24 protein-coding genes and 1 tRNA gene are annotated in these 19,064 nt (G+C 58.6%); 16 read left to right on the top strand and 9 right to left on the bottom strand.

All coding sequences use genetic code 11. From position 1 onward, the window contains the following. Window positions 1-2 precede the first annotated feature (2 nt). The 16 genes from lolB to hrpT all read left to right on the top strand — a co-directional run bounded on the left by lolB (window position 3) and on the right by hrpT (window position 12,041). The gene (lolB, locus tag PSH66_RS03820; RefSeq protein WP_003171605.1) at window positions 3-620 is read left to right on the top strand and encodes a lipoprotein insertase outer membrane protein LolB; all 618 of its coding nucleotides are present in this window, start codon (window positions 3-5) and stop codon (window positions 618-620) included. Window position 621: 1 nt separating this feature from the next. Next, window positions 622-1,473 (top strand): 4-(cytidine 5'-diphospho)-2-C-methyl-D-erythritol kinase, encoded by an 852-nt coding sequence (gene ispE, locus PSH66_RS03815; RefSeq protein ID WP_003171604.1) that lies wholly within the window; start codon window positions 622-624, stop codon window positions 1,471-1,473. 37 nt (window positions 1,474-1,510) lie between these two features. Continuing rightward, window positions 1,511-1,585 (top strand) — tRNA-Gln (locus tag PSH66_RS03810). A gap of 45 nt (window positions 1,586-1,630) precedes the next feature. Further along, window positions 1,631-2,572, top strand: a complete 942-nt coding sequence (locus tag PSH66_RS03805) for a ribose-phosphate pyrophosphokinase (RefSeq protein WP_003171603.1) — start codon at window positions 1,631-1,633, stop codon at window positions 2,570-2,572. Window positions 2,573-2,710: 138 nt separating this feature from the next. Then, the gene (locus PSH66_RS03800) at window positions 2,711-3,310 is read left to right on the top strand and encodes a 50S ribosomal protein L25/general stress protein Ctc (RefSeq protein WP_003171597.1); all 600 of its coding nucleotides are present in this window, start codon (window positions 2,711-2,713) and stop codon (window positions 3,308-3,310) included. A gap of 166 nt (window positions 3,311-3,476) precedes the next feature. Continuing rightward, on the top strand, window positions 3,477-4,061 hold the full coding sequence (pth, locus tag PSH66_RS03795) for an aminoacyl-tRNA hydrolase (RefSeq protein ID WP_003171596.1): 585 nt from the start codon (window positions 3,477-3,479) through the stop codon (window positions 4,059-4,061). Between the two features lie 21 nt (window positions 4,062-4,082). Next, window positions 4,083-5,183 carry a redox-regulated ATPase YchF gene (gene ychF, locus PSH66_RS03790; RefSeq protein WP_003171595.1) on the top strand — a complete coding sequence of 367 codons (1,101 nt, stop codon included), beginning with the start codon at window positions 4,083-4,085 and terminating at the stop codon, window positions 5,181-5,183. Between the two features lie 315 nt (window positions 5,184-5,498). Beyond that, window positions 5,499-6,443, top strand: a complete 945-nt coding sequence (locus PSH66_RS03785; RefSeq protein ID WP_305428396.1) for a sigma 54-interacting transcriptional regulator — start codon at window positions 5,499-5,501, stop codon at window positions 6,441-6,443. Between the two features lie 155 nt (window positions 6,444-6,598). Then, window positions 6,599-6,775 carry a type III secretion effector protein gene (locus PSH66_RS03780; protein WP_305428395.1) on the top strand — a complete coding sequence of 59 codons (177 nt, stop codon included), beginning with the start codon at window positions 6,599-6,601 and terminating at the stop codon, window positions 6,773-6,775. Between the two features lie 64 nt (window positions 6,776-6,839). Beyond that, entirely contained in the window at window positions 6,840-7,202 is a 363-nt protein-coding gene (locus PSH66_RS03775; protein ID WP_305428394.1) for a hypothetical protein, read from the top strand. Between the two features lie 6 nt (window positions 7,203-7,208). Continuing rightward, window positions 7,209-7,976 carry a type III secretion system inner membrane ring lipoprotein SctJ gene (gene sctJ, locus PSH66_RS03770; RefSeq protein ID WP_305428393.1) on the top strand — a complete coding sequence of 256 codons (768 nt, stop codon included), beginning with the start codon at window positions 7,209-7,211 and terminating at the stop codon, window positions 7,974-7,976. Continuing rightward, on the top strand, window positions 7,969-8,511 hold the full coding sequence (locus PSH66_RS03765) for a hypothetical protein (protein ID WP_078823185.1): 543 nt from the start codon (window positions 7,969-7,971) through the stop codon (window positions 8,509-8,511). Before sctJ ends, PSH66_RS03765 begins: the two co-directional genes overlap by 8 nt. Before the next feature lie 14 nt (window positions 8,512-8,525). Further along, complete coding sequence (gene sctL, locus PSH66_RS03760) at window positions 8,526-9,116, top strand: type III secretion system stator protein SctL (protein ID WP_078823184.1); 591 nt, start codon at window positions 8,526-8,528, stop codon at window positions 9,114-9,116. Window positions 9,117-9,210: 94 nt separating this feature from the next. Continuing rightward, window positions 9,211-9,426 (top strand): hypothetical protein, encoded by a 216-nt coding sequence (locus PSH66_RS03755; protein WP_078823183.1) that lies wholly within the window; start codon window positions 9,211-9,213, stop codon window positions 9,424-9,426. A gap of 273 nt (window positions 9,427-9,699) precedes the next feature. Continuing rightward, window positions 9,700-11,841, top strand: coding sequence for a type III secretion system outer membrane ring subunit SctC (sctC, locus tag PSH66_RS03750; RefSeq protein WP_305428392.1), 2,142 nt, complete (start codon window positions 9,700-9,702; stop codon window positions 11,839-11,841). After that, window positions 11,838-12,041, top strand: coding sequence for an HrpT family type III secretion system protein (hrpT, locus tag PSH66_RS03745; protein ID WP_003171582.1), 204 nt, complete (start codon window positions 11,838-11,840; stop codon window positions 12,039-12,041). The genes sctC and hrpT overlap by 4 nt, the downstream gene beginning before the upstream one ends. 67 nt (window positions 12,042-12,108) lie before the next feature. Here hrpT and sctU read toward each other — a convergent pair whose 3' ends face one another. From sctU to PSH66_RS03700, 9 genes are read right to left on the bottom strand one after another with little or no spacing between them, the layout of a single operon-like run. Further along, window positions 12,109-13,206 carry a type III secretion system export apparatus subunit SctU gene (gene sctU / locus PSH66_RS03740; RefSeq protein ID WP_078823181.1) on the bottom strand — a complete coding sequence of 366 codons (1,098 nt, stop codon included), beginning with the start codon at window positions 13,204-13,206 and terminating at the stop codon, window positions 12,109-12,111. Further along, on the bottom strand, window positions 13,203-13,991 hold the full coding sequence (gene sctT, locus PSH66_RS03735) for a type III secretion system export apparatus subunit SctT (RefSeq protein WP_305428391.1): 789 nt from the start codon (window positions 13,989-13,991) through the stop codon (window positions 13,203-13,205). Before sctT ends, sctU begins: the two co-directional genes overlap by 4 nt. Window positions 13,992-14,001: 10 nt before the next feature. Next, window positions 14,002-14,265 carry a type III secretion system export apparatus subunit SctS gene (gene sctS / locus PSH66_RS03730; RefSeq protein WP_003171579.1) on the bottom strand — a complete coding sequence of 88 codons (264 nt, stop codon included), beginning with the start codon at window positions 14,263-14,265 and terminating at the stop codon, window positions 14,002-14,004. 7 nt (window positions 14,266-14,272) lie between these two features. Continuing rightward, complete coding sequence (gene sctR / locus PSH66_RS03725) at window positions 14,273-14,926, bottom strand: type III secretion system export apparatus subunit SctR (RefSeq protein ID WP_042944139.1); 654 nt, start codon at window positions 14,924-14,926, stop codon at window positions 14,273-14,275. Next, window positions 14,923-15,936: a FliM/FliN family flagellar motor switch protein gene (locus PSH66_RS03720; protein ID WP_042944138.1), complete on the bottom strand. Its 1,014-nt coding sequence runs from the start codon at window positions 15,934-15,936 to the stop codon at window positions 14,923-14,925. Before PSH66_RS03720 ends, sctR begins: the two co-directional genes overlap by 4 nt. Continuing rightward, complete coding sequence (locus tag PSH66_RS03715) at window positions 15,933-16,391, bottom strand: type III secretion system HrpP C-terminal domain-containing protein (RefSeq protein ID WP_305428390.1); 459 nt, start codon at window positions 16,389-16,391, stop codon at window positions 15,933-15,935. Before PSH66_RS03715 ends, PSH66_RS03720 begins: the two co-directional genes overlap by 4 nt. Beyond that, window positions 16,388-16,816: a YscO family type III secretion system apparatus protein gene (locus PSH66_RS03710; RefSeq protein ID WP_305428389.1), complete on the bottom strand. Its 429-nt coding sequence runs from the start codon at window positions 16,814-16,816 to the stop codon at window positions 16,388-16,390. Before PSH66_RS03710 ends, PSH66_RS03715 begins: the two co-directional genes overlap by 4 nt. Then, a complete protein-coding gene (locus tag PSH66_RS03705; RefSeq protein WP_003171574.1) occupies window positions 16,803-18,161 on the bottom strand; it encodes a FliI/YscN family ATPase in 1,359 nt (452 codons plus the stop codon). The genes PSH66_RS03710 and PSH66_RS03705 overlap by 14 nt, the downstream gene beginning before the upstream one ends. Beyond that, window positions 18,158-19,063, bottom strand: a complete 906-nt coding sequence (locus PSH66_RS03700) for an FHA domain-containing protein (RefSeq protein ID WP_003171573.1) — start codon at window positions 19,061-19,063, stop codon at window positions 18,158-18,160. Before PSH66_RS03700 ends, PSH66_RS03705 begins: the two co-directional genes overlap by 4 nt. Window position 19,064: the final 1 nt, after the last annotated feature.

Below are 19,064 nucleotides of genomic sequence, written 5' to 3'. Positions count from 1 at the left end.
TTATGTTCTTTCGCCACATTGCAGTATTCAGCCTTATCGCCCTGCTCGCCGGATGCGCGGGCATCGGCAGCCGTGAATCCGTTGAAGGCCAGGGCAACCCGGCGCAATGGAAGCAGCACAAGGATCAGCTCGCCAGCATCGACGGCTGGCAGATCGAAGGCAAAGTCGGGGTTCGCGCCCCCAAGGACTCCGGCAGCGGCACCTTGTTCTGGCTGCAACGCCAGGACTACTACGATATTCGCTTGTCGGGCCCGTTGGGCCGTGGCGCGGCCCGCCTGACCGGTCGCCCGGGGCAAGTCAGCCTGGAGGTGGCCAATCAGGGCCGCTATGAAGCGACTTCGCCGGAAGCCTTGCTGGAAGAACAGATCGGCTGGAAACTGCCCGTCTCGCACCTGGTGTGGTGGGTGCGCGGCCTGCCTGCACCAGACAGCAAGAGCCGCCTGAGCCTCAATGGCGACAGCCGCCTGGCCACCCTGGAACAGGATGGTTGGCAGGTCGAATACCTCAGTTATGTGCAGCAAAGCGGCTATTGGCTGCCTGAGCGCATCAAGCTGCATGGCACCGACCTGGACGTCACGCTGGTGATCAAGGACTGGCAACCGCGCAAGCTGGGGCAATGACGTGAGCGTAGAAACACTGACCCTGCCCTCCCCGGCCAAATTGAACCTGATGCTGCACATCCTCGGACGCCGCGAAGACGGCTACCACGAGTTGCAGACGCTGTTTCAATTTCTCGACTATGGCGATGAGCTGACGTTCGCCGTGCGCGACGATGGCGTGATCCGGTTGCACACCGAATTCGAAGGCGTGCCCCACGACAGCAATCTGATCGTGCGGGCGGCAAGAAAACTCCAGGAACAATCCGGCTGCCCGCTCGGCATCGACATCTGGATCGATAAAATCCTGCCCATGGGGGGCGGGATCGGTGGTGGCAGTTCGAATGCCGCGACCACATTGCTGGGCTTGAATCACTTGTGGCAACTGGCCTGGGACCAGGATCGCCTGGCCGCGCTTGGCCTTACCCTGGGCGCCGACGTCCCGGTTTTCGTGCACGGACACGCGGCTTTTGCCGAGGGCGTCGGGGAGAAACTGTCCCCGGAATTCCCCGAAGAGCCGTGGTATGTCGTGCTTGTCCCGCAAGTATCTGTAAGTACAGCAGAAATTTTTTCAGATCCGTTGTTGACACGTAACTCTTCTCCCATTAAAGTGCGCCCCGTTCCCAAGGGAAACAGTCGAAATGACTGCTTACCGGTTGTAGCAAGGCGTTATCCAGAAGTACGTAACGCTTTGAATTTGTTAGGTAAATTTACCGAAGCAAAATTAACCGGAACTGGAAGTTGTGTGTTTGGGGGCTTCCCAAGCAAAGCTGAAGCTGATAAAGTCTCGGCCCTTCTTACAGAGACCCTTACAGGGTTTGTAGCAAAAGGAAGCAACGTTTCGATGTTGCATCGCAAGCTGCAAAATCTGCTCTAAAAGGAATCGAGTACTGGGTACTCGTTGCAACAGATACAGGGGCGTCGCCAAGCGGTAAGGCAGCAGGTTTTGATCCTGCCATGCGTTGGTTCGAATCCAGCCGCCCCTGCCATTTTCTATACTCATCCAGGTTACCCTCAGCCTCTAGGTACTGCGCGTGTCCAAGATGATGGTCTTTACGGGGAACGCCAACCCCGATCTGGCTCGACGTGTCGTACGTCAGCTGCATATCCCTCTCGGTGACATCTCTGTCGGTAAATTCTCCGACGGCGAAATTACAGCCGAGATCAATGAAAACGTTCGCGGTAAAGACGTCTTCATTATTCAGCCGACCTGCGCTCCGACCAACGATAACCTGATGGAACTCGTCGTGATGGCTGATGCCTTCCGCCGCTCCTCAGCGACTCGAATCACAGCTGTAATCCCTTACTTTGGTTATGCCCGTCAGGATCGCCGTCCGCGTTCCGCACGTGTAGCTATCAGCGCGAAAGTCGTGGCTGACATGCTCACCGTGGTAGGCATCGACCGTGTTCTCACGGTTGACCTGCACGCTGACCAAATCCAGGGGTTCTTCGATATTCCGGTAGATAACATCTACGGCTCCCCCGTATTGGTGGACGACATCGAAGATCAGCGCTTTGAAAACCTGATGATCGTGTCCCCGGACATTGGTGGCGTCGTGCGTGCACGGGCCGTTGCCAAATCCCTGGGCGTGGATCTCGGGATCATCGACAAACGCCGCGAGAAAGCCAATCACTCTGAAGTGATGCATATCATCGGTGATGTCGAAGGGCGTACCTGTATTCTGGTTGATGACATGGTCGACACCGCCGGCACCCTGTGCCACGCGGCTAAAGCCTTGAAAGAGCACGGTGCGGCTAAAGTCTTCGCCTACTGCACACACCCTGTGCTGTCGGGCCGAGCGATCGAGAACATCGAGAATTCCGTGCTGGACGAACTGGTGGTGACCAACACCATCCCGTTGTCCGCCGCAGCTCAAGCCTGTGCGCGTATCCGTCAACTGGATATCGCACCGGTCGTTGCCGAAGCGGTTCGCCGTATCAGCAATGAAGAATCGATCAGCGCGATGTTCCGTTAAGGGTCAAACCTTAGCGACATCAACCTGACGAAAAGCGCCCCGCCCCAGCACTCTGTTGGGGCGGGGCTTTTTTGCCCATATCGCCTTTAGCGCTGGTCGCAAACGCTGGGGCGAATGTGGTTAATTTGGAGATACAACATGAACAACTTTACTTTGAATGCTGAACTGCGTTCCGACCTGGGGAAAGGTGCGAGCCGCCGCCTGCGTCGTCTCGCAAGCCTGGTTCCAGCTGTAGTGTACGGTGGCGACAAAGCCCCTGAATCCATCAGCATGCTGGCTAAAGAAGTTGCCAAACTGCTCGAAAACGATGCTGCCTACAGCCACGTTATCGAACTGAACGTTGGCGGCAAAAAGCAGAACGTCATCATCAAGGCCCTGCAACGTCACCCGTCCAAGGGTCACGTACTGCACGCTGACTTCGTACGCGTCGTAGCAGGTCAGAAACTGACCGCTATCGTTCCAGTACACTTTGTTGGTGAAGAAGCTCCGGTCAAGAAAGGCGGCGAGATCTCTCACGTCCTGAACGAAATCGAAGTGACCTGCCTGCCGAAAGATCTGCCTGAGTTCATCGAAGTCGACCTGTCGGCTCTGGAAATCGGCGCAATCGTTCACCTGTCCGACCTCAAAGCCCCTAAAGGCGTTGAGTTCGTTGCACTGGCTCACGGTGACGACAAAGCTGTTGCAAACGTACACGCTCCACGCGTTGCACCGGAAGCTGAAGAAGGCGCTGCAGAGTAATTCACTCTGTATTGCCGGAGCTTGAGGCAACATCGCGGACCGGAACGTAGCGAGAAAGCGGGCGACAACGCGAAGTTTATCTCTGGATAAGTGAGCTCCTGTCATCCACTTTCGCCGCACCCAGGTCGGCGATGTTATCCACAACTCCAAAGGAAGGGCCCCTGTCGTGACTGCCATTAAACTGATCGTTGGCCTGGGAAATCCAGGCGCCGAATACGAACAGACCCGGCATAACGCGGGGGCCCTTTTTGTTGAGCGTATCGCCCATGCCCAGGGCGTAAACCTGGCGGCCGATCGCAAGTATTTTGGCCTGACCGGGCGCTTCTCGCACCAGGGTCAGGATGTTCGACTGCTGATTCCCACCACCTACATGAACCGCAGCGGCCAGGCTGTCGCGGCGCTTGCGGGCTTCTTCCGGATCAAACCCGAAGAAATCCTGGTGGCCCATGACGAACTGGACCTGCCGCCCGGCGTTGCCAAGCTCAAGCTGGGCGGCGGGCACGGTGGGCACAACGGCCTGCGCGACATCATCGCGCAGCTGGGTAATCAGAATAATTTCTACCGCCTGCGGCTCGGCATTGGCCACCCAGGCGTTGCCAGTATGGTTTCAAATTTCGTCCTGGGTCGTGCGCCACGCGCCGAACAGGAAAAACTCGATGCCAGCATCGACTTTGCCCTCGGCGTGCTGCCGGATATCTTCGCCGGTGAATGGAACCGCGCGATGAAAAACCTGCACAGCCAGAAGGCCTGACTCTTACCGAGGGGAAACACCATGGGATTCAATTGCGGCATCGTCGGCCTGCCCAACGTCGGCAAATCCACCTTGTTCAACGCTTTGACCAAGTCCGGTATTGCGGCGGAGAACTTCCCCTTCTGCACCATCGAACCCAACAGCGGTATTGTGCCGATGCCTGACCCGCGTCTTGACGCACTGGCGGCCATCGTGAACCCCAAGCGCATCCTGCCGACCACCATGGAGTTCGTCGACATCGCAGGCCTGGTCGCCGGCGCCTCGAAAGGTGAAGGCCTGGGCAACAAGTTCCTGGCCAACATTCGCGAAACCGATGCCATCGCCCACGTGGTCCGCTGCTTTGAAGACGAGAACGTGATCCACGTCTCCAACAGCGTCGATCCGAAACGCGACATCGAAATCATCGACCTGGAACTGATCTTCGCCGACCTCGACAGCTGCGAGAAACAACTGCAGAAAGTCGCGCGTAACGCCAAGGGCGGCGACAAGGATGCAGTGGTCCAGAAGGGCCTGCTGGAGCAGTTGATCGCTCACTTCACCGAAGGCAAGCCTGCGCGCAGCTTGATGAAGAACATGGGCGCTGATGAGAAGGCCGTGATCAAAGGTTTCCACCTGCTGACCACCAAGCCGGTGATGTACATCGCCAACGTCGCTGAAGACGGCTTCGAGAACAACCCGCTGCTGGATGTGGTCAAGGCCATCGCCGACGAAGAAGGCGCCATCGTGGTTCCGGTGTGCAACAAGATCGAAGCGGAAATCGCCGAGCTCGATGACGGCGAAGAGAAAGACATGTTCCTCGAGGCCCTGGGCCTGGAAGAGCCTGGCCTGAACCGCGTGATCCGCGCCGGCTACGAAATGCTCAACCTGCAGACCTACTTCACCGCCGGTGTCGAAGAAGTCCGCGCCTGGACCGTCAAGGTGGGTGCCACCGCACCGCAGGCAGCGGGCGTGATTCACACTGACTTCGAAAAGGGCTTTATCCGTGCCGAGGTGATTGCCTACAACGACTTTATCCAGTTCAAGGGTGAAGCAGGTGCCAAGGAAGCCGGTAAGTGGCGCTTGGAAGGTAAGGAATATATTGTTAAAGATGGCGATGTGATGCATTTCCGCTTTAACGTATAAGCTTTATTGACGGCCTCGTTCGCAAGCAAAAAGCCGATGCTCTGCATCGGCTTTTTTGTGGCTGTAGATTTTACAGTCCGTCGCCGCTTAATGCAGCAACGTCCATATAAAGACTAAAACATTAAGTACTTTCCTACATAAAAAAGTACAACCACAATAAAAATCCTATTAAAGATCTCACTCACGCATCCTACTCATTTTTCGTGCAACACTCTTCCACTTTAGATATGCAATTCGCGATGACAAGAACTCAAAAATACGTTTTACTGCCTCTTCCTGACTCCCGTAACCTCAAGCGATTGTGGAACAGTAGCTATGTCGGCCTTTTATTCTCATGAACACCAAACGGATATAGCAATCACTGAAGACCCTTATATTGAAGTAATGCTAAATACTACCGCCACACGAAATATTGACGTTCTATTAATGGGCGAGACCGGCACGGGCAAAGACACCCTGGCGCAACGGATTCATCGGTTGTCGGGCCGACGCGGGCACTTTGTCGCCGTAAACTGCGCCGCGATCCCCGACAGCCTCGCAGAAAGCCAACTTTTTGGTGTGAACAGCGGAGCTTACACCGGCGCCGTACAATCCCGGGCAGGCTTCATCGAAGCCGCGCACCTGGGCACCCTGTATTTGGATGAAATCGACAGTATGCCCCTGACCCTGCAGGCCAAGCTGCTGCGGGTCCTGGAGTCCCGAGGCGTGGAGCGACTAGGCTCGACGCGCTTCATTCCCGTAGACATGCGTGTCATCGCCTCAGCCCAGCAATCGTTGCACGACATGGTCGAACAAGGCGCTTTCAGACGCGATCTTTACTTTCGCCTGAACGTCGTCAGCATTCATCTGCCCGCACTGCGCAACCGTCCTGAACGAATCATTCCCTTGTTCCTGAATATGGTTCGAGAGGAAGCCGAATACTTCAAGTGCAGCATCACACGCCCTTCCGGAGCGCTGATACAACAACTGCTTTGCCACCCCTGGATGGGTAACGTTCGCGAGCTACGCTCCACGGCCAAACGTTTCGCCCTGGGGATTTCGCCGCTATCGTCCGCCTCGGTGACAACCCACCCCGACACCCAATTGAATTTGAAAACACGCCTTCAACAGTTTGAAAAAACATTGATTGAGGAGTCATTGCGTCGTCACGCTCGATGCGTGGATGAAGCCGCAGAAGAATTGGGCATGGCCAAGAGAACGCTTTACTACCGAATGAAACAACTGGGCATACCACTGGGTCCACTGCCACGGAAAAACTAAATATCCAGATCTTCTACAAAACATGGAACTCCATCGAGCGTCACGACCACACAAACTACGAGCTTGGGGCCTTTAGCGCAGGCCGTATGTTTCGGTGTGCAACAAGGCATCCACCAAGCCAAAAAGTCAAAACTCACTAATAACGGAGAGCCACTATGTCCGGTCCAGTTAGCTACAGCCCATATACTCCACCATCCTACTACGGTGGTATCGGTGACAATAACGAAGACTTGAAGCAAGAGAGGAAGTTGGAGGCTCGTGAGTCGCTGAAAGAAGGTATTGAGGCCTTCAGGATCAGCGAACAGAAAAAAAACATCGACGCCATACGCTAAGTGAAAAACCGTCCTTGTTTATAGACAAGGACGGCCTCCCCCCATTTCCAGCCTGAGGTCCTGTATGAAAATAGAACGTCCACTTCAGCAGGAAAATACAGACAGCCTTACGCGTCACAATGATCACAACCCGTCATCCTCCCGACACGAAGACGCGAATTTCTTTGCTTCACTGCTGGAGCCTTCCACGAGGCCGATCACCCCAGCGCCAGCATCGAGTGGTGTCGCGGCTGCCGCCCTGAACTATTTAGACAAATCATCGGATGAAATGAAAAAAAGCCTGAAAGCCTTCAACTCCGAACTCAGCGAAAAAAACCGACTCAGCTATTCATCTCACCTGTCAAACACGATGCTGATGACGCAAATGCTGGTCAAGAGCGTGGGAAAAGGTGCACAACTCGTCGAAAAAATCAGCAATTTGCAGTAGGTCACCATGATTCGCTTTTTGTCCACGGGGTTGGTTTTATCGCTGGTGTTATGGCTCTCGGGCTGCTCTGAAAGTGTTGAACTTCATCGCCAACTTTCCGAACAGGAAGCCAATGAGGTCATCGCGGAGCTGGCAGACAAGCACATACGTGCGCAAAAGGTTCCAGCCAAGGACGGTGTCGTTGTTCGTGTCAACGCACCTGACATCAGTCGCGCCGTTCGCACGCTGGAAGCTGCGGGACTTCCTCGGATGGCCCGCACAACAATGGGAGATACCTTTCGTAAAGAAGGCGTTATTTCCACACCAATGGAGGAGCGCGCTCGCTACATCTACGCATTGTCTCAAGAGTTGGAGGCCACCCTGTCCAATATCGATGGCGTTATCGTCGCCCGGGTCCACGTGGTGCTGCCCGAACGCGTTGCACCGGGCGAACCCGTCCAACCCGCGTCCGCTTCGGTGTTTATCAAACACGATCCTAGGCTTGAACCTGATAGCATCCGGGCACGTGTGCGCCGAATGGTTGCCAGCAGCATCCCCGGCATGACGAACGCAACCGAAAACTCACAAAAACTGACCGTCATCTTTGTTCCGGCAGCGGCTTATCAGGAGCAGCAACGGCTGAGCTATTTCGGCCCGTTCCTGCTTCCCGAGCAGGACCTCATGTTTTGGCGCGTCACTGCACTACTGGCCCTCCTCGCCGGTGTAATGAGCGTCTTGGCTGCGGTGTTCTGGTTCAGACGCAGGCAGCGCACGCAGGCGGTAACCAATGAGTGAGCCACTGGCATGGGCGCGTTGGTGGTTTTACCCTTGGAACCACGCGCATGACGGGTGGGAAGAACCTAAATCGGTCCGGGTGGATGCCCTGTGCCGCGCTGAGCATGTTCGGGCAAGCATCGCCTTGAACATCACCCCTTCTCCGCCGCCTCCCCCTCATCTCACGATTCTTCGACTGGCGCTTGCCTCCAACGAGCAACTGCAGCAGATGCTGGCACTACTGGGACATATTTGTCACAGCTCCTTCGATGGGGCTGTGAGCGAAGCCCAGCACTTATGGTGCATGCGCCTTTCCAAAGCGATAACGGTCGACGCCCTGCTACCCAGCGATGCCGATCCCTTGCACCTGATGCTGGTTTGGGTGGACCCGGCCGTTTGGCAGCGTCTTCGGCTGCGATTTGCCCCACAGCGCGTATTGCAGCTGGAAGCACAACGCCCTGCTCTGCACGAGACACACGGGCGACTGGATACGTTATGGAAAGCACTGGTCTGGCGGGTCACGTCGCCCATTGACGAAGACTACCGAACCCCATAAAGCAAGGCGCGATCATGCTCAGACGACGCAAGATTGAATTATACGAAGGTGCCTCTGGCTCCACTCAAGTGCTGGTAAAGCGCGAAATGCTTGACCAGAGTGCGCGAGCCAACGAACTGGTGGAACATGCCAAGGCACACGCCGACCAATTGGTCAGCGAGGCCTTGCAGCACCGTGACGCTCTCGCGGAACAGGCGCACATAGCATTTTGGCAACGAGCCAACCTCGTGCTGGCACAATGGGAACATCAGCGAAACAGTATGTGCGAACAACTGGAACGGTACGCGGCGGCAATCGCCAGCCAAGCGTTTCGCTGTTTGTTGGACGACGTTCCGCCCGCTGCACGCCTCACCGCGCTGGTCAGGCAACTGGCAGCCAATCAACTGCCCGTGGTCCAGGCCACCTTGTTGTGCCATCCAGCTGAGCGCAATGACCTGGAACACTGCCTTATCGCCCTGGACATCACGCTATGGGCTCTGCGGCCTGACGAAAGGATCAAGCAACAGACGCTGGTGTTGGAAACGGCTGATGGTGATTTTCACATCGACTGGTATTTGCTGCGTGACATGCTGTTGATACGTGAAGCACCGCAGTCAAGTCCGTAGCCTCTCGCGACCGACGTGTCAAAAATTCAGGCTCAGGTGGAACTGGTGGCAATCCATATGCCACACAGCACACACACATCTTGAGTAAATATCCATGGAAATTTTCGGTGCCCAGAGAAACCACCTGTTTAGACAAGCCACCCTTAAATCGGAGCGGCTGGATAAGCGTTTAGAGGATCCGAGCACCCTGGATGGGGACGTCGCTTTTTTTGAACAGGTCAAGAACCACCGCATGGCGTTGTTTGCTTATAACGAGCAAGTCCGTGCGGAACATATGCTGCTCAAAACTGCGCTTGACGGCGTTCAGTAATTTGAATGAGCTGATTGCAGGTTGGATGCCTCCCAGGGAGTTCAGCCTCAGCCATTTTCAGGACACTTGCGCCCAGGCTCCGGCCACTGGCGAACTATGGCGGGTTCGCGGCCTGCGGGGCGGACGGGACGCGAGTCTCGAGTTCAATGGCGTCACACCGTTGCTGAATCAACGTGATATCTGGCGCGCAACAGTGACGCGCCAGGCCGCTCCAGCCCTGAAACGCCCCTCCTCGCCGCTACGCTCGGTGGCGCTCTAAACAGAGAACTCAACATGTACAACAAGACTGACAAGCATTGTGGCTTGTGCCGCCCCTTGCCCATAAACCTGTCCAGACCAACACCCTGGCGCGGCCTCTTGATACTGCCCTGGTTGCTGGCGCCCACGGCAGGCAGCTTCGCCGCCATCCCACCCGAATGGAAAAACACCGCCTACGCCTATGAAGCCGAACACAAACCCTTGCGCGAAGTGCTCGAAGACTTTGCGCAGACCTTTGGCACGCAACTGCAGGTGGAGGGTCTGCTGGAAGGTAACGTCAACGGTAAGATACGCGCCAATACTCCGCAGTCGATGCTCGATCGGCTGGGCGTAGAGCACCGCTTTCAGTGGTACCTGTACAACAACACCCTGTATATCAGCACCCTGGACCAGCAAGAATCGGCACGCCTGGAGGTCTCTTCCGAAACCCTTGCAGACCTCAAGCAGGCACTGACCGATATCGGCCTGCTGGACAGCCGCTTCGGCTGGGGCGAGTTGCCCGAGGACGGGGTCGTCCTGGTTTCCGGTCCGCGGCGCTATATCGAACAGATCAAGCATTTCAGTACCCAGCGCCGTTCCTCGGATGAAAAGCAAAGCGTGCTGACCTACCCGTTGAAGTTCGCCAACGCCGCGGACCGTCAAATAGAGTACCGCAGCGAAAAGATCACCCTCCCAGGCGTTGCCACCATGCTGCGCGGCCTGCTGGAGCCACGCTCAACTTCGACGCTCTCGGGGCTGGCACAACATTCCGCCGCACAGTCCCAGCCCGCACCTGTAATGCCCGCTTTTCCACGCCTGGGTAACCCGCTGCTGGGGCAGATGCTGGGCACAAACGCCGGCACCGCGCCTGTCGACACCGGCATGGCGATCACGCCTCGGGCACAGGTCAACACCAGCCGGATCCGCGTAGAAGCCGATGTGCGCAACAATGCGGTGCTGATTTATGACGTTCCGGAACGCCAGGCCATGTACCGCGAACTGATCAGCCAGCTCGACGTCGCGCGCAAGCTGGTGGAAATCGATGCGATCATCCTCGATATCGAGCGCACGCAATTGCACGAATTCGGCATCAAGTGGGGCTTCCAGAACAGTCGCTTCCGTGGCGGCGTCAACATGGCGCCCGGCACCTCTTCGCAATTGTCGATCGAGCACCGCGACCGTTTCTACGCCGATGTGCGCGCATTGGAATCCCGCGGGCTGGCAACCATGGTGTCCAACCCCTCGGTCCTGACCCTGGAAAACCAGCCCGCGGTCATCGATTTCAACCGCACCCAGTACCTGACGGCCGGTCGCGAGAACGCGACCATTCTACCGATTACCGTGGGTACCAGTTTTCAGGTAGTGCCCAGGGTCATCACCAGCCGCGGCGGGCACCAGATCCATCTGGCGGTGGATATCGAGGACGGCAACTTTGACGAATCCAATCCGGACCGCCTGGGCCCGGATGTCCGTCGAGGCAAGGTCAGCACCCAGGCCGTCATGGCGGAAAAGCGCTCGCTGGTCGTCGGAGGGTTCCACGTCACGGAAAGTAGCGACAAACAGCGCAAGGTCCCGCTGCTGGGCGATATACCGCTGCTGGGCAAGGCGCTGTTCTCCTCGACCGAACGCCAGAACAACCGACGCGAACGGCTGTTCATTCTTACCCCGCGCGTCATCGGCGATCAGTCCGACCCCTCGCGCTACTTGCCGGCGGACGATCAAGTCGAGCTGCAGGCAGCGCTCGAGCCCTTGGCCAGACGCCTGGCGCCGCACCAACCGATCATCAGCCGCAGCGATATCACCAGCACCCTGGCACACCTGGTCAGCGGCGAAGTCCCCAGAGGCTTCAAGACCTCGCCGATGCCTCTGGAACTGGGCACCTTGTGCAACACCCGCAATTTGCTGGCGCTGAACAGCGAACGCAGCCAGTGGTATGCCGGCCCGCAGTACAACGTAGCGGTGGTGGTAGTGCGTAACCAGTTCATGCGCAATGTGCGTATCGATGAAAAGGAATGCAGCAATTCCCAGACGCTGGCAGTTGCCGTCTGGCCAAATGCCTGGCTCAAGCCGGGAGAGGAAGCGGAGGTGTTTATCGCCATGCGTCCGGTGGCGAAGGATGAACACCTCGACGTGCACCGCCCCTCCCTGATCACTCCACCCCAAAAGGCCGTGCGATGAAACACCGTTTGCTTTACGTCACCCTGATCGGCGCAGCGCTGCTTGCCGCCGGCTGTACACCGACCTGCAAGGGCGACTCCTGCTCTCGCCCACAGTCGAACAAGGACAAGCTGGTGATCTGGTGGCCGCCGCAGATGCGCGTCGAGCCTGGCCCCGCCGGGGAGCGAGCGGATTATCAGACGGTGTCGCTGGAACGTTGAGAACGCCGGGTGGGCGGCGCCGCCGCTCACCCAAGGCAGGTGCCTGGCCGACTGCCGCTTGGGGTGACTAACGTTGGTCAAGTTCCGGCAATTGGAGGGTCTCACGCTTGGCTTCATCATCCAGCTCACGCAAGGTTCGGTAGATCAACGCCACGGCCTGCAAGGTTTCACGGGGAATGTTGGCACCCCGTTTTTTCGTATACAGCGTCCTGGCGAGCCACACACACTGGATCACGGGCACGTCAGCCGCTTTTGCACGGGCAATCAACCGACGCGCGCCAGCGTCAGTCCCCTTATCCACCAGTAAAGGCAGCGGCGTTTTACCGGGGCGGTAATACAAGGCCACGGCAAAGTGCGTCGGGTTGACCACCAGCATGTCCGCCTCCTCCAGTTTGGGCAGCTTGACCTTCGGTTCCTCCTGCGCCAATTGATAAGCCAGCGAGCGGCGCTGGCCTTTCACATGAGGATCGCCCTCCATGTCCTTGTACTCTTTGACGACCTCGACTTGGGTCATGCGCATGCGCTTGGCGAAGAAATGTTTCTGCAACGCCAGGTCGATCAGCGCCAGCACCAGTAACAGCCCAAGGCAGGCATGCAGCAGATAGCGAAACAGCGCGATCAGCGCCAACACGTAGCTTTGCAGATCGCTGGTCGCCAGGTTGATCAGCGCTCCCAAGGAAGGCCAGACCACCAGGTAAACGACCAACCCCAGCAGAAACGCTTTGGCGATGCTCATCAGCAGGTTCATCAGCGACTGGGCAGAGAACATTTGCTTGAGTTGGCTGAGCGGATTAAGGCGTTTGAAATCGAGCTTCAAGGTCTCTGGGGCAAATAAGATTCCGAACTGCATCCAACTGCTGATCAGCTTAACCGTGATTGCCACCCCCACCATCAGCAGGGCAAATGAGAAAAATACCAGCAGGCCCTCCAACAGCACTTCTTCCAGCGTTCTTACAAAGGGCTGAGTCAGGCGCGCCATCGGCAGCACCATCAGTTGCTGGAAACGCTGCAAACTCGTCTCGGCGGTGAATAATGCAATTTCGCTGATGGCCGTGAGCACCAACAACTTGCCCACATCCTGGCTTTGAGCGACCTGGCCTTTTTTGCGTTGGTCACGCAGTTTCTTGGCGGACGCCGGGTGTTTTTTCTCGCCGGAGTCACTCATGGCATCGCCGCCCGGAACAACAGTCCCAGTGAGTGTTTAAGGTCGCTCAGTTGGCTCATCCTGCCGACGATCAAGTCCTGCAGCAGCGCGAAGTAGAGCAATAGAATCCCGATGCCCGCCAGGCACTTGACCGGTGGCGCCAGCGTACTCACCTGTAACTGTTGGCTGTAGACCCCCAGCAGTGCAATGCCGAACTCCAGTAACAGCAGGACCGCGATGAAGGGCGCTGCGTAGAGCATCATATGCGTGAAGGTGTCACCCAGCAGGTCGACAAACAGGCTCATCCCATTGGCCGCCGGAAGCGGAAACCACGCCGTGGGCGGCCATATGCGGTAGCTGTCCCAGATCACTTGGGTCAACGCCCCCAAGCCCAGGGTGACCATCAACAGAAAGATCGCCAACTGCTTGAACAAGTGCCCGACCGGTGTCGCGTCCGGCCCCAGTGAGGGATTAAGCTGCCCGCCGGCCAAGGCTCCGCGCTGGTTATCCAGCAATGCCCCCACCGACTCGAACATCCAGAACGGCATCGACAGCAGCACTCCCAGCAGCAACCCCAGGGCTATTTCCTTGAGCACCAGAGCGCTGAGCATCAGTGCCGAGTAGTCCAGCCCCTCCAGCGCCGCGTGAATTCCGGGGGCGGGTATCAGCGCCATGACCATCACAATCGTATGCCTGGGCATGCCGCGTATATGCTGAAAACAAAACGCGGCCACCAGAAAGGCGCAGGGGTAGATACGCGCCATGCCAACGACCAGGCTGGGCAGGAACTCAAGATACAGCAGCACAGGCAAGCCCTCAGTTCTGGCCCGAGCGGCCGATCATTTCGAAGGTCAGGTTGATCAGTTGAATCAACTCCACGCCAATCCAGCGACCGGTCATGATCAACGTGACGCCCACCGCTACCAGCTTGACGCCAAAGGGCAGCGTCTGGTCCTGCACCTGCATCAGCGCCTGCACCAGCGAGGTCAGCACGCCGACCACCACGGCCACAATCAGCGGCGGCGCCGACAACACCACCACCAGCAACATGCCCTGCTTGAACAGCACGATCGGTTCCATAGGCCACTCAGAGATAGGAAAGGAACAGGCTGTCGAGCAGCCGCGACCACCCGGACACCAGTACGAACAGGAGCAGTTTGAGCGGCAGGGAAATGGTCATCGGCGAGACCATTTGCATGCCCAGCGCCAGCAGCAGGTTGGAGACGATCAGGTCGATCACGATGAACGGGATGTAGATCAGGAAACCGATCTCGAACCCCGCCTGCAGTTGCGACAGTACAAAAGCAGGAATCAGCAGGATCAGGTCTTCGCGCTGCACCTCCTCGGCCATTTGCGCCGGCCAGAGACGCGCAGTGTTCTCCAGCAGATGCGTCAGCACATCCGGGTCGACATTGCGCAGCATGAATGCGCGCAGCGGCATGATGGCTTCGCCCCCCGTTTGCAACACCGTTTGCACATTGCTCAGGTCAAGCGGCGAAACCTTGATGCTCTCGGCGATTTCATAGCCCACCGGCGCCATGATAAACAGCGTTGCCGCCAACGCGATGCCATTGATGGCCATGCTGGGCGGCACCTGCTGCACACCGATGGCATTACGCGTAATCATCAGCACAATCACAATTTTCAGGAACGATGTGCAGATGATCAACAGCATGGGCATCAACGAGAGTGCCCCCAGAAACATCGCGAGTACGAGGGGATCAAGCCCCTGAAGCATCATCGACCGAACAACACGCGGGACACCTGCAACCCCAGGCGGCCGTCGACTTCAACCAACTGCCCCTGGCCAATCGGCCGGTCGCCGTAATAAAGACCGGCCACGCCAGGCGCGTAGCCCGTGATGCCCAGTACCGAGCCAGGCCCCAGGTTGCGTAACTCGCCCAGGGTAAGGTTCAGTGTTCCACAGCGAACCGTGAGCGCCATGCTCAACTCGTCGAACGGCTCGTGTCCGAATACATCGACCACGGGCTCATCCTCCACAGGCTCCGAGTAATCGGGCGCCGTAAAATGCTCGTCCACAAACGTTTCCTCGATAGAAGTAAGGGTCAGGCACGCCGTGCCGGTTTCATCGTCAATGTCGCCATGCAGCCGACGCCTGCCAACTTGCACATGACCGCGACCCTGCACCTGGAAAAGCGCCGCCTCCAACACCAGCACATCACCCGGGCGCAGGCTGAATGCCTGCGCAATCGTCAGTCGCAGGTGTCCCAGGGTTACGGCAATTGCCAATTGAAATTTCGCCGGCAGGGGAGCGGCGATGGAGCGCCAGGGTGCGGCCTCGCTCAACATCAGGAGGCTTTCGGGCGTCAGCCACACATAACCCACGACCCGTGAGGCATCCAGACTCACACTGACTCGGCAACCGAACCCCGCAGGGCAATCGGTCTGCAGCAGGCGAAAATAACCGAACAGGGTTCGCACCTCGGGGCTCAGATAGTGCTGGAATAACGCCCAGAACCAGGAATCCGGATCGTTGCCGGCCTGGGCCAAGGTGACCGGGCATTCCCCCATCAGGCTGAGCAATGGTCCGGCCTCTGCCAACGCCAACACACCGCATGCCGTTTCGAAACACAACACCTGCGCACCTGCCGGTTCACGGCCGGGTTCCAGACGCAACTCGCCTTTCTGTCCGGCCACACTGAATGGCAGGCGCAAGCCGCGTCCCAGTCGACGAAGCGCTGCTACCCTGTCTTCTCTAACCAGGGGTACTGTCAGCGGCGGCATCATCATGCCGAGCCGAAGACAGGCAGATGCAGACTGACCGACTGCCCCAGCGCCGCGGCCAATCGCTCCTGGCACGGTTGCCGCACGCCGCTGAGCCAGCGCGACGTCGCCTCGAGTTCGGCATCCAGGTCGATGGACCACGTACCTTGCTCACGCCGCACAACGCTGTTGATTCGCCCCAGCCGCGGCAGGTACAACACCGCGTGAAGCGGCCACTGAGCACCTGCCAGCACGCGCGGCGCCAGTTGCTCGGCGAGCGCCTCGATCATCGCGATACCGGCCGAAGCCATCTCTCCCGACGCAAAGGACTGCGCGCCCGCGCCTTCATCGCCAAGGGTAAACAGCTGCGCGAACAATCGTCCCTGCTCCCAAGGCACTTGGCCCAGGGCGCCCGGCTCGCGCTCCTCGTGCAGCTCACGCAAGCGTGCACGTTCAGTGGGTTTGTTTGAAACCTCAGTCATGTGGGCTCCTCAGCCAGCATCAGGGACAACTCCTGAAGTTTTTCCACCTGTCGCAGGCATTCGGTAGCCTGCTTTTGGGCACTGCCCACCTGGGCCTGTTTTTCCACCTGCTGGCGTTGCAACGCCTCCAGCTGCCCCTGGTCTCGCTGGGTACTGGCCGATAACGAGCGCTCCTGTGCCCCCCAGGACTTGAGCGCTTGCAGGCTCAGGACCTGGCCCTGGTACTGATCGAGCAGTTGGGCACTTTGTCGGATTTCTTCCTGCCGGGCTTTGTCCAGCGCTTGCTCGGCCAGCTGGATATGGGCGACCAGCGCCTGCTGGGCGCGCTTGACCTCGCGCAGGGCGCGCTCGGCACGGTCCGCTCGATGCCGACGCAAACGCCGCAGGGTCTCGATCTCCCCCAGTAGTTCTTCAGAATGGGACATGGGCGGTCAGCGTCTTGAGCTGGTCCAGCGTCGCCAGCATCGGTGACGGCTCACGCAAGTCCTGGCGCAGGAAACCATCGACCGCCTGGCGGCTGTCCACCGCCAGGTCGGTCAAGGCATCGCTGCCAGGCTGATACTCCCCCAGCTTGAGCATCAGCTCGATCTGCTGATACGCCGACAACAAACGTCGCAACGCGGTACCCGCCTGGATATCGGCCGATCGCGCGACGTTGCTCAAGATCCGTGAAAGGCTCGCCAGCACATCCACGGCCGGGTAGTGCCCACGCTCGGCCAGCTTGCGCGACAGTACGATATGCCCGTCAAGCAGCGAACGCACTTCATCGGCCACCGGGTCGTTCATCGAGTCCTGCTCGATCAGCACCGTATAGATCGCCGTGATTACGCCTTCACGCGTCAATCCGGCACGTTCCACCAAGCGCGGCAACAGGCTGTAGACCGAAGGCGGCAAGCCGCCGCGCCCCAGCGGCTCACCGGCGGCCAGGCCGATTTCGCGCTGGGCCCGGGCAAAACGGGTCAAGGAGTCGATCAGCAACAACACTCGCTGGCCCTTGCGCCGGAAACCTTCGGCCAAGGCCGTTGCCGTGAACGCGGCGCGCGCCCGTTCCATGCTGGAGCGATCGGAGGTGGCGCATACCAGCACGGCTTTGGCACGCAGCTGATCATCCAGTTCGTGATCAAGAAACTCGCGTAACTCCCGGCCCCGCTCACCAATCAAGCCGAACACGATCACATCGCACTCCACGTTACGCGCAATCTCGGCCAGCAAGGTGGTCTTGCCGCAGCCGGCGCCGGCAAACAGCCCGACGCGCTGGCCTTCGCCCAACGTGATCAGGCCATCAATCGAACGGACCCCGGTGGCCAACGCGCGGTTGATTCGTGGTCGCTCCGTGGGTAAAGGCGCCTCGCACAGCACTGGGGTCGCATCGGATGCCTGCGCGTCGGCGAACGCACTGGGACCGTCGCCCGCAATCGGACGCCCAAACCCATCCAATACCTGCCCCAACAGCTCGTCACTGACCTGCACCCGGTGTGGCACCCCCAGGCGCTCCACACTGGCACCGACACGCACGCCCTCCAGATTGCCCAGCGCGCTGAGCACCGCATCCTGCTGATCAAACCCGATGATTTCGGCCAGCATGTCATCGCCGGGATTTTTTTCGACTCGACACAGATCACCGATACGTGCCTGCGGCAGCCGGCATTGCAGCAACATGCCACTCACCCGCTGGATACGACCACGTGCCGTAACCGGCGCGAAGGCGATCAACGCCTGTGACTGCTTGCGTTGCCAGGCCTCAAGGCGCTCTTGCAGTGCGGGGGTCACCAGCGCACCTCATACCGATGTGCGCCATCAAAAATCACTTTGCCGTTATCGATCAAGACCAAACGCAGGCCATCCACTTCGTCGCCCACAAACAGTCGCGTGCCCTCCTCGAGTACGACGTGGCCGTTCGCTCCGCCAACGATCTGCAAGATCTTGAACGGCAGCGCGCCGTCGCGGACCCGGACCCGACTGATTACCGGCACAGTCGTGTCGAACCGCTCGGCAAAACGGTCGAGCATGCGCGCGACCAAGTCCACTTCCTCCTGGGAGACTTCGCCATTGAGGGCAACCTGTTCATTGATCACCTGCAAGCTGACACGCTGGACCAACTCGCGCTCGCCGAGCATCTTCAACAACTGCTGGCGCACCTCGAAGGGTGAGTCCAATCCAGGCCTTTTAATCACCACGGGCATCAGCGACGCCTGGGCTTGGCGCTCACCGGTAAAGGCAATGCCGGCCCCCACGATGATCACGGCACACACCAGCACAAGACTGATAATGCGCTTTTGTTGCAGCATCGAAATGGAGGACAACACCGGCGCCAACGGCGCGTGCTTCACGGAGACGGGAGCTGGCCCCGCACGCTCGGCGGCCGGGGATTGTGGCCAGGGCTGATCGGCCAACATGACACACAGGCGCACAGGGCCAATGAAAAAAGGCGTATTGAGCGCCAGGTCGCTGATCTGGGCCAACATAAGACCGTTACTGTCTTGCAGTAGCCCCGCTTCAGCCTGTACCGACCAGCGTCCTACGGCCAACCGCAGGCTCGCGTGATGCTCGGCGATACCTGGGTCCTTCAAGAGAAGATCGGCGTCCGCACTGGCCCCCAGGCTCCATTGTTCGCCAAACAAGGGCAACGCCGCGCCCTGGTGCAGGCCATCGAGTACTCGAAGCTCGAACATC

Origin of the sequence: Pseudomonas sp. FP597 (assembly GCF_030687435.1) — a bacterium.
GTDB classification, from domain to species: domain Bacteria; phylum Pseudomonadota; class Gammaproteobacteria; order Pseudomonadales; family Pseudomonadaceae; genus Aquipseudomonas; species Aquipseudomonas lactucae.
Note: the sequence above shows the minus strand (reverse complement) of the source record. Positions and strands in the feature narration are given on the sequence as shown.

What these genes read in the sequence shown, in the direction of transcription:
- lolB (WP_003171605.1), top strand. Translation starts at nt 3, where the DNA reads ATGTTCTTTCGCCACATTGCAGTATTCAGCCTTATCGCCCTGCTCGCC.
- PSH66_RS03800 (WP_003171597.1), top strand. Translation starts at nt 2,711, where the DNA reads ATGAACAACTTTACTTTGAATGCTGAACTGCGTTCCGACCTGGGGAAA.
- ychF (WP_003171595.1), top strand. Translation starts at nt 4,083, where the DNA reads ATGGGATTCAATTGCGGCATCGTCGGCCTGCCCAACGTCGGCAAATCC.
- PSH66_RS03785 (WP_305428396.1), top strand. Translation starts at nt 5,499, where the DNA reads ATGTCGGCCTTTTATTCTCATGAACACCAAACGGATATAGCAATCACT.
- PSH66_RS03780 (WP_305428395.1), top strand. Translation starts at nt 6,599, where the DNA reads ATGTCCGGTCCAGTTAGCTACAGCCCATATACTCCACCATCCTACTAC.
- PSH66_RS03775 (WP_305428394.1), top strand. Translation starts at nt 6,840, where the DNA reads ATGAAAATAGAACGTCCACTTCAGCAGGAAAATACAGACAGCCTTACG.
- sctJ (WP_305428393.1), top strand. Translation starts at nt 7,209, where the DNA reads ATGATTCGCTTTTTGTCCACGGGGTTGGTTTTATCGCTGGTGTTATGG.
- PSH66_RS03765 (WP_078823185.1), top strand. Translation starts at nt 7,969, where the DNA reads ATGAGTGAGCCACTGGCATGGGCGCGTTGGTGGTTTTACCCTTGGAAC.
- sctL (WP_078823184.1), top strand. Translation starts at nt 8,526, where the DNA reads ATGCTCAGACGACGCAAGATTGAATTATACGAAGGTGCCTCTGGCTCC.
- PSH66_RS03755 (WP_078823183.1), top strand. Translation starts at nt 9,211, where the DNA reads ATGGAAATTTTCGGTGCCCAGAGAAACCACCTGTTTAGACAAGCCACC.
- sctC (WP_305428392.1), top strand. Translation starts at nt 9,700, where the DNA reads ATGTACAACAAGACTGACAAGCATTGTGGCTTGTGCCGCCCCTTGCCC.
- hrpT (WP_003171582.1), top strand. Translation starts at nt 11,838, where the DNA reads ATGAAACACCGTTTGCTTTACGTCACCCTGATCGGCGCAGCGCTGCTT.
- sctU (WP_078823181.1), bottom strand. Translation starts at nt 13,206, where the DNA reads ATGAGTGACTCCGGCGAGAAAAAACACCCGGCGTCCGCCAAGAAACTG.
- sctS (WP_003171579.1), bottom strand. Translation starts at nt 14,265, where the DNA reads ATGGAACCGATCGTGCTGTTCAAGCAGGGCATGTTGCTGGTGGTGGTG.
- sctR (WP_042944139.1), bottom strand. Translation starts at nt 14,926, where the DNA reads ATGATGCTTCAGGGGCTTGATCCCCTCGTACTCGCGATGTTTCTGGGG.
- PSH66_RS03720 (WP_042944138.1), bottom strand. Translation starts at nt 15,936, where the DNA reads ATGATGATGCCGCCGCTGACAGTACCCCTGGTTAGAGAAGACAGGGTA.
- PSH66_RS03715 (WP_305428390.1), bottom strand. Translation starts at nt 16,391, where the DNA reads ATGACTGAGGTTTCAAACAAACCCACTGAACGTGCACGCTTGCGTGAG.
- PSH66_RS03710 (WP_305428389.1), bottom strand. Translation starts at nt 16,816, where the DNA reads ATGTCCCATTCTGAAGAACTACTGGGGGAGATCGAGACCCTGCGGCGT.
- PSH66_RS03700 (WP_003171573.1), bottom strand. Translation starts at nt 19,063, where the DNA reads ATGTTCGAGCTTCGAGTACTCGATGGCCTGCACCAGGGCGCGGCGTTG.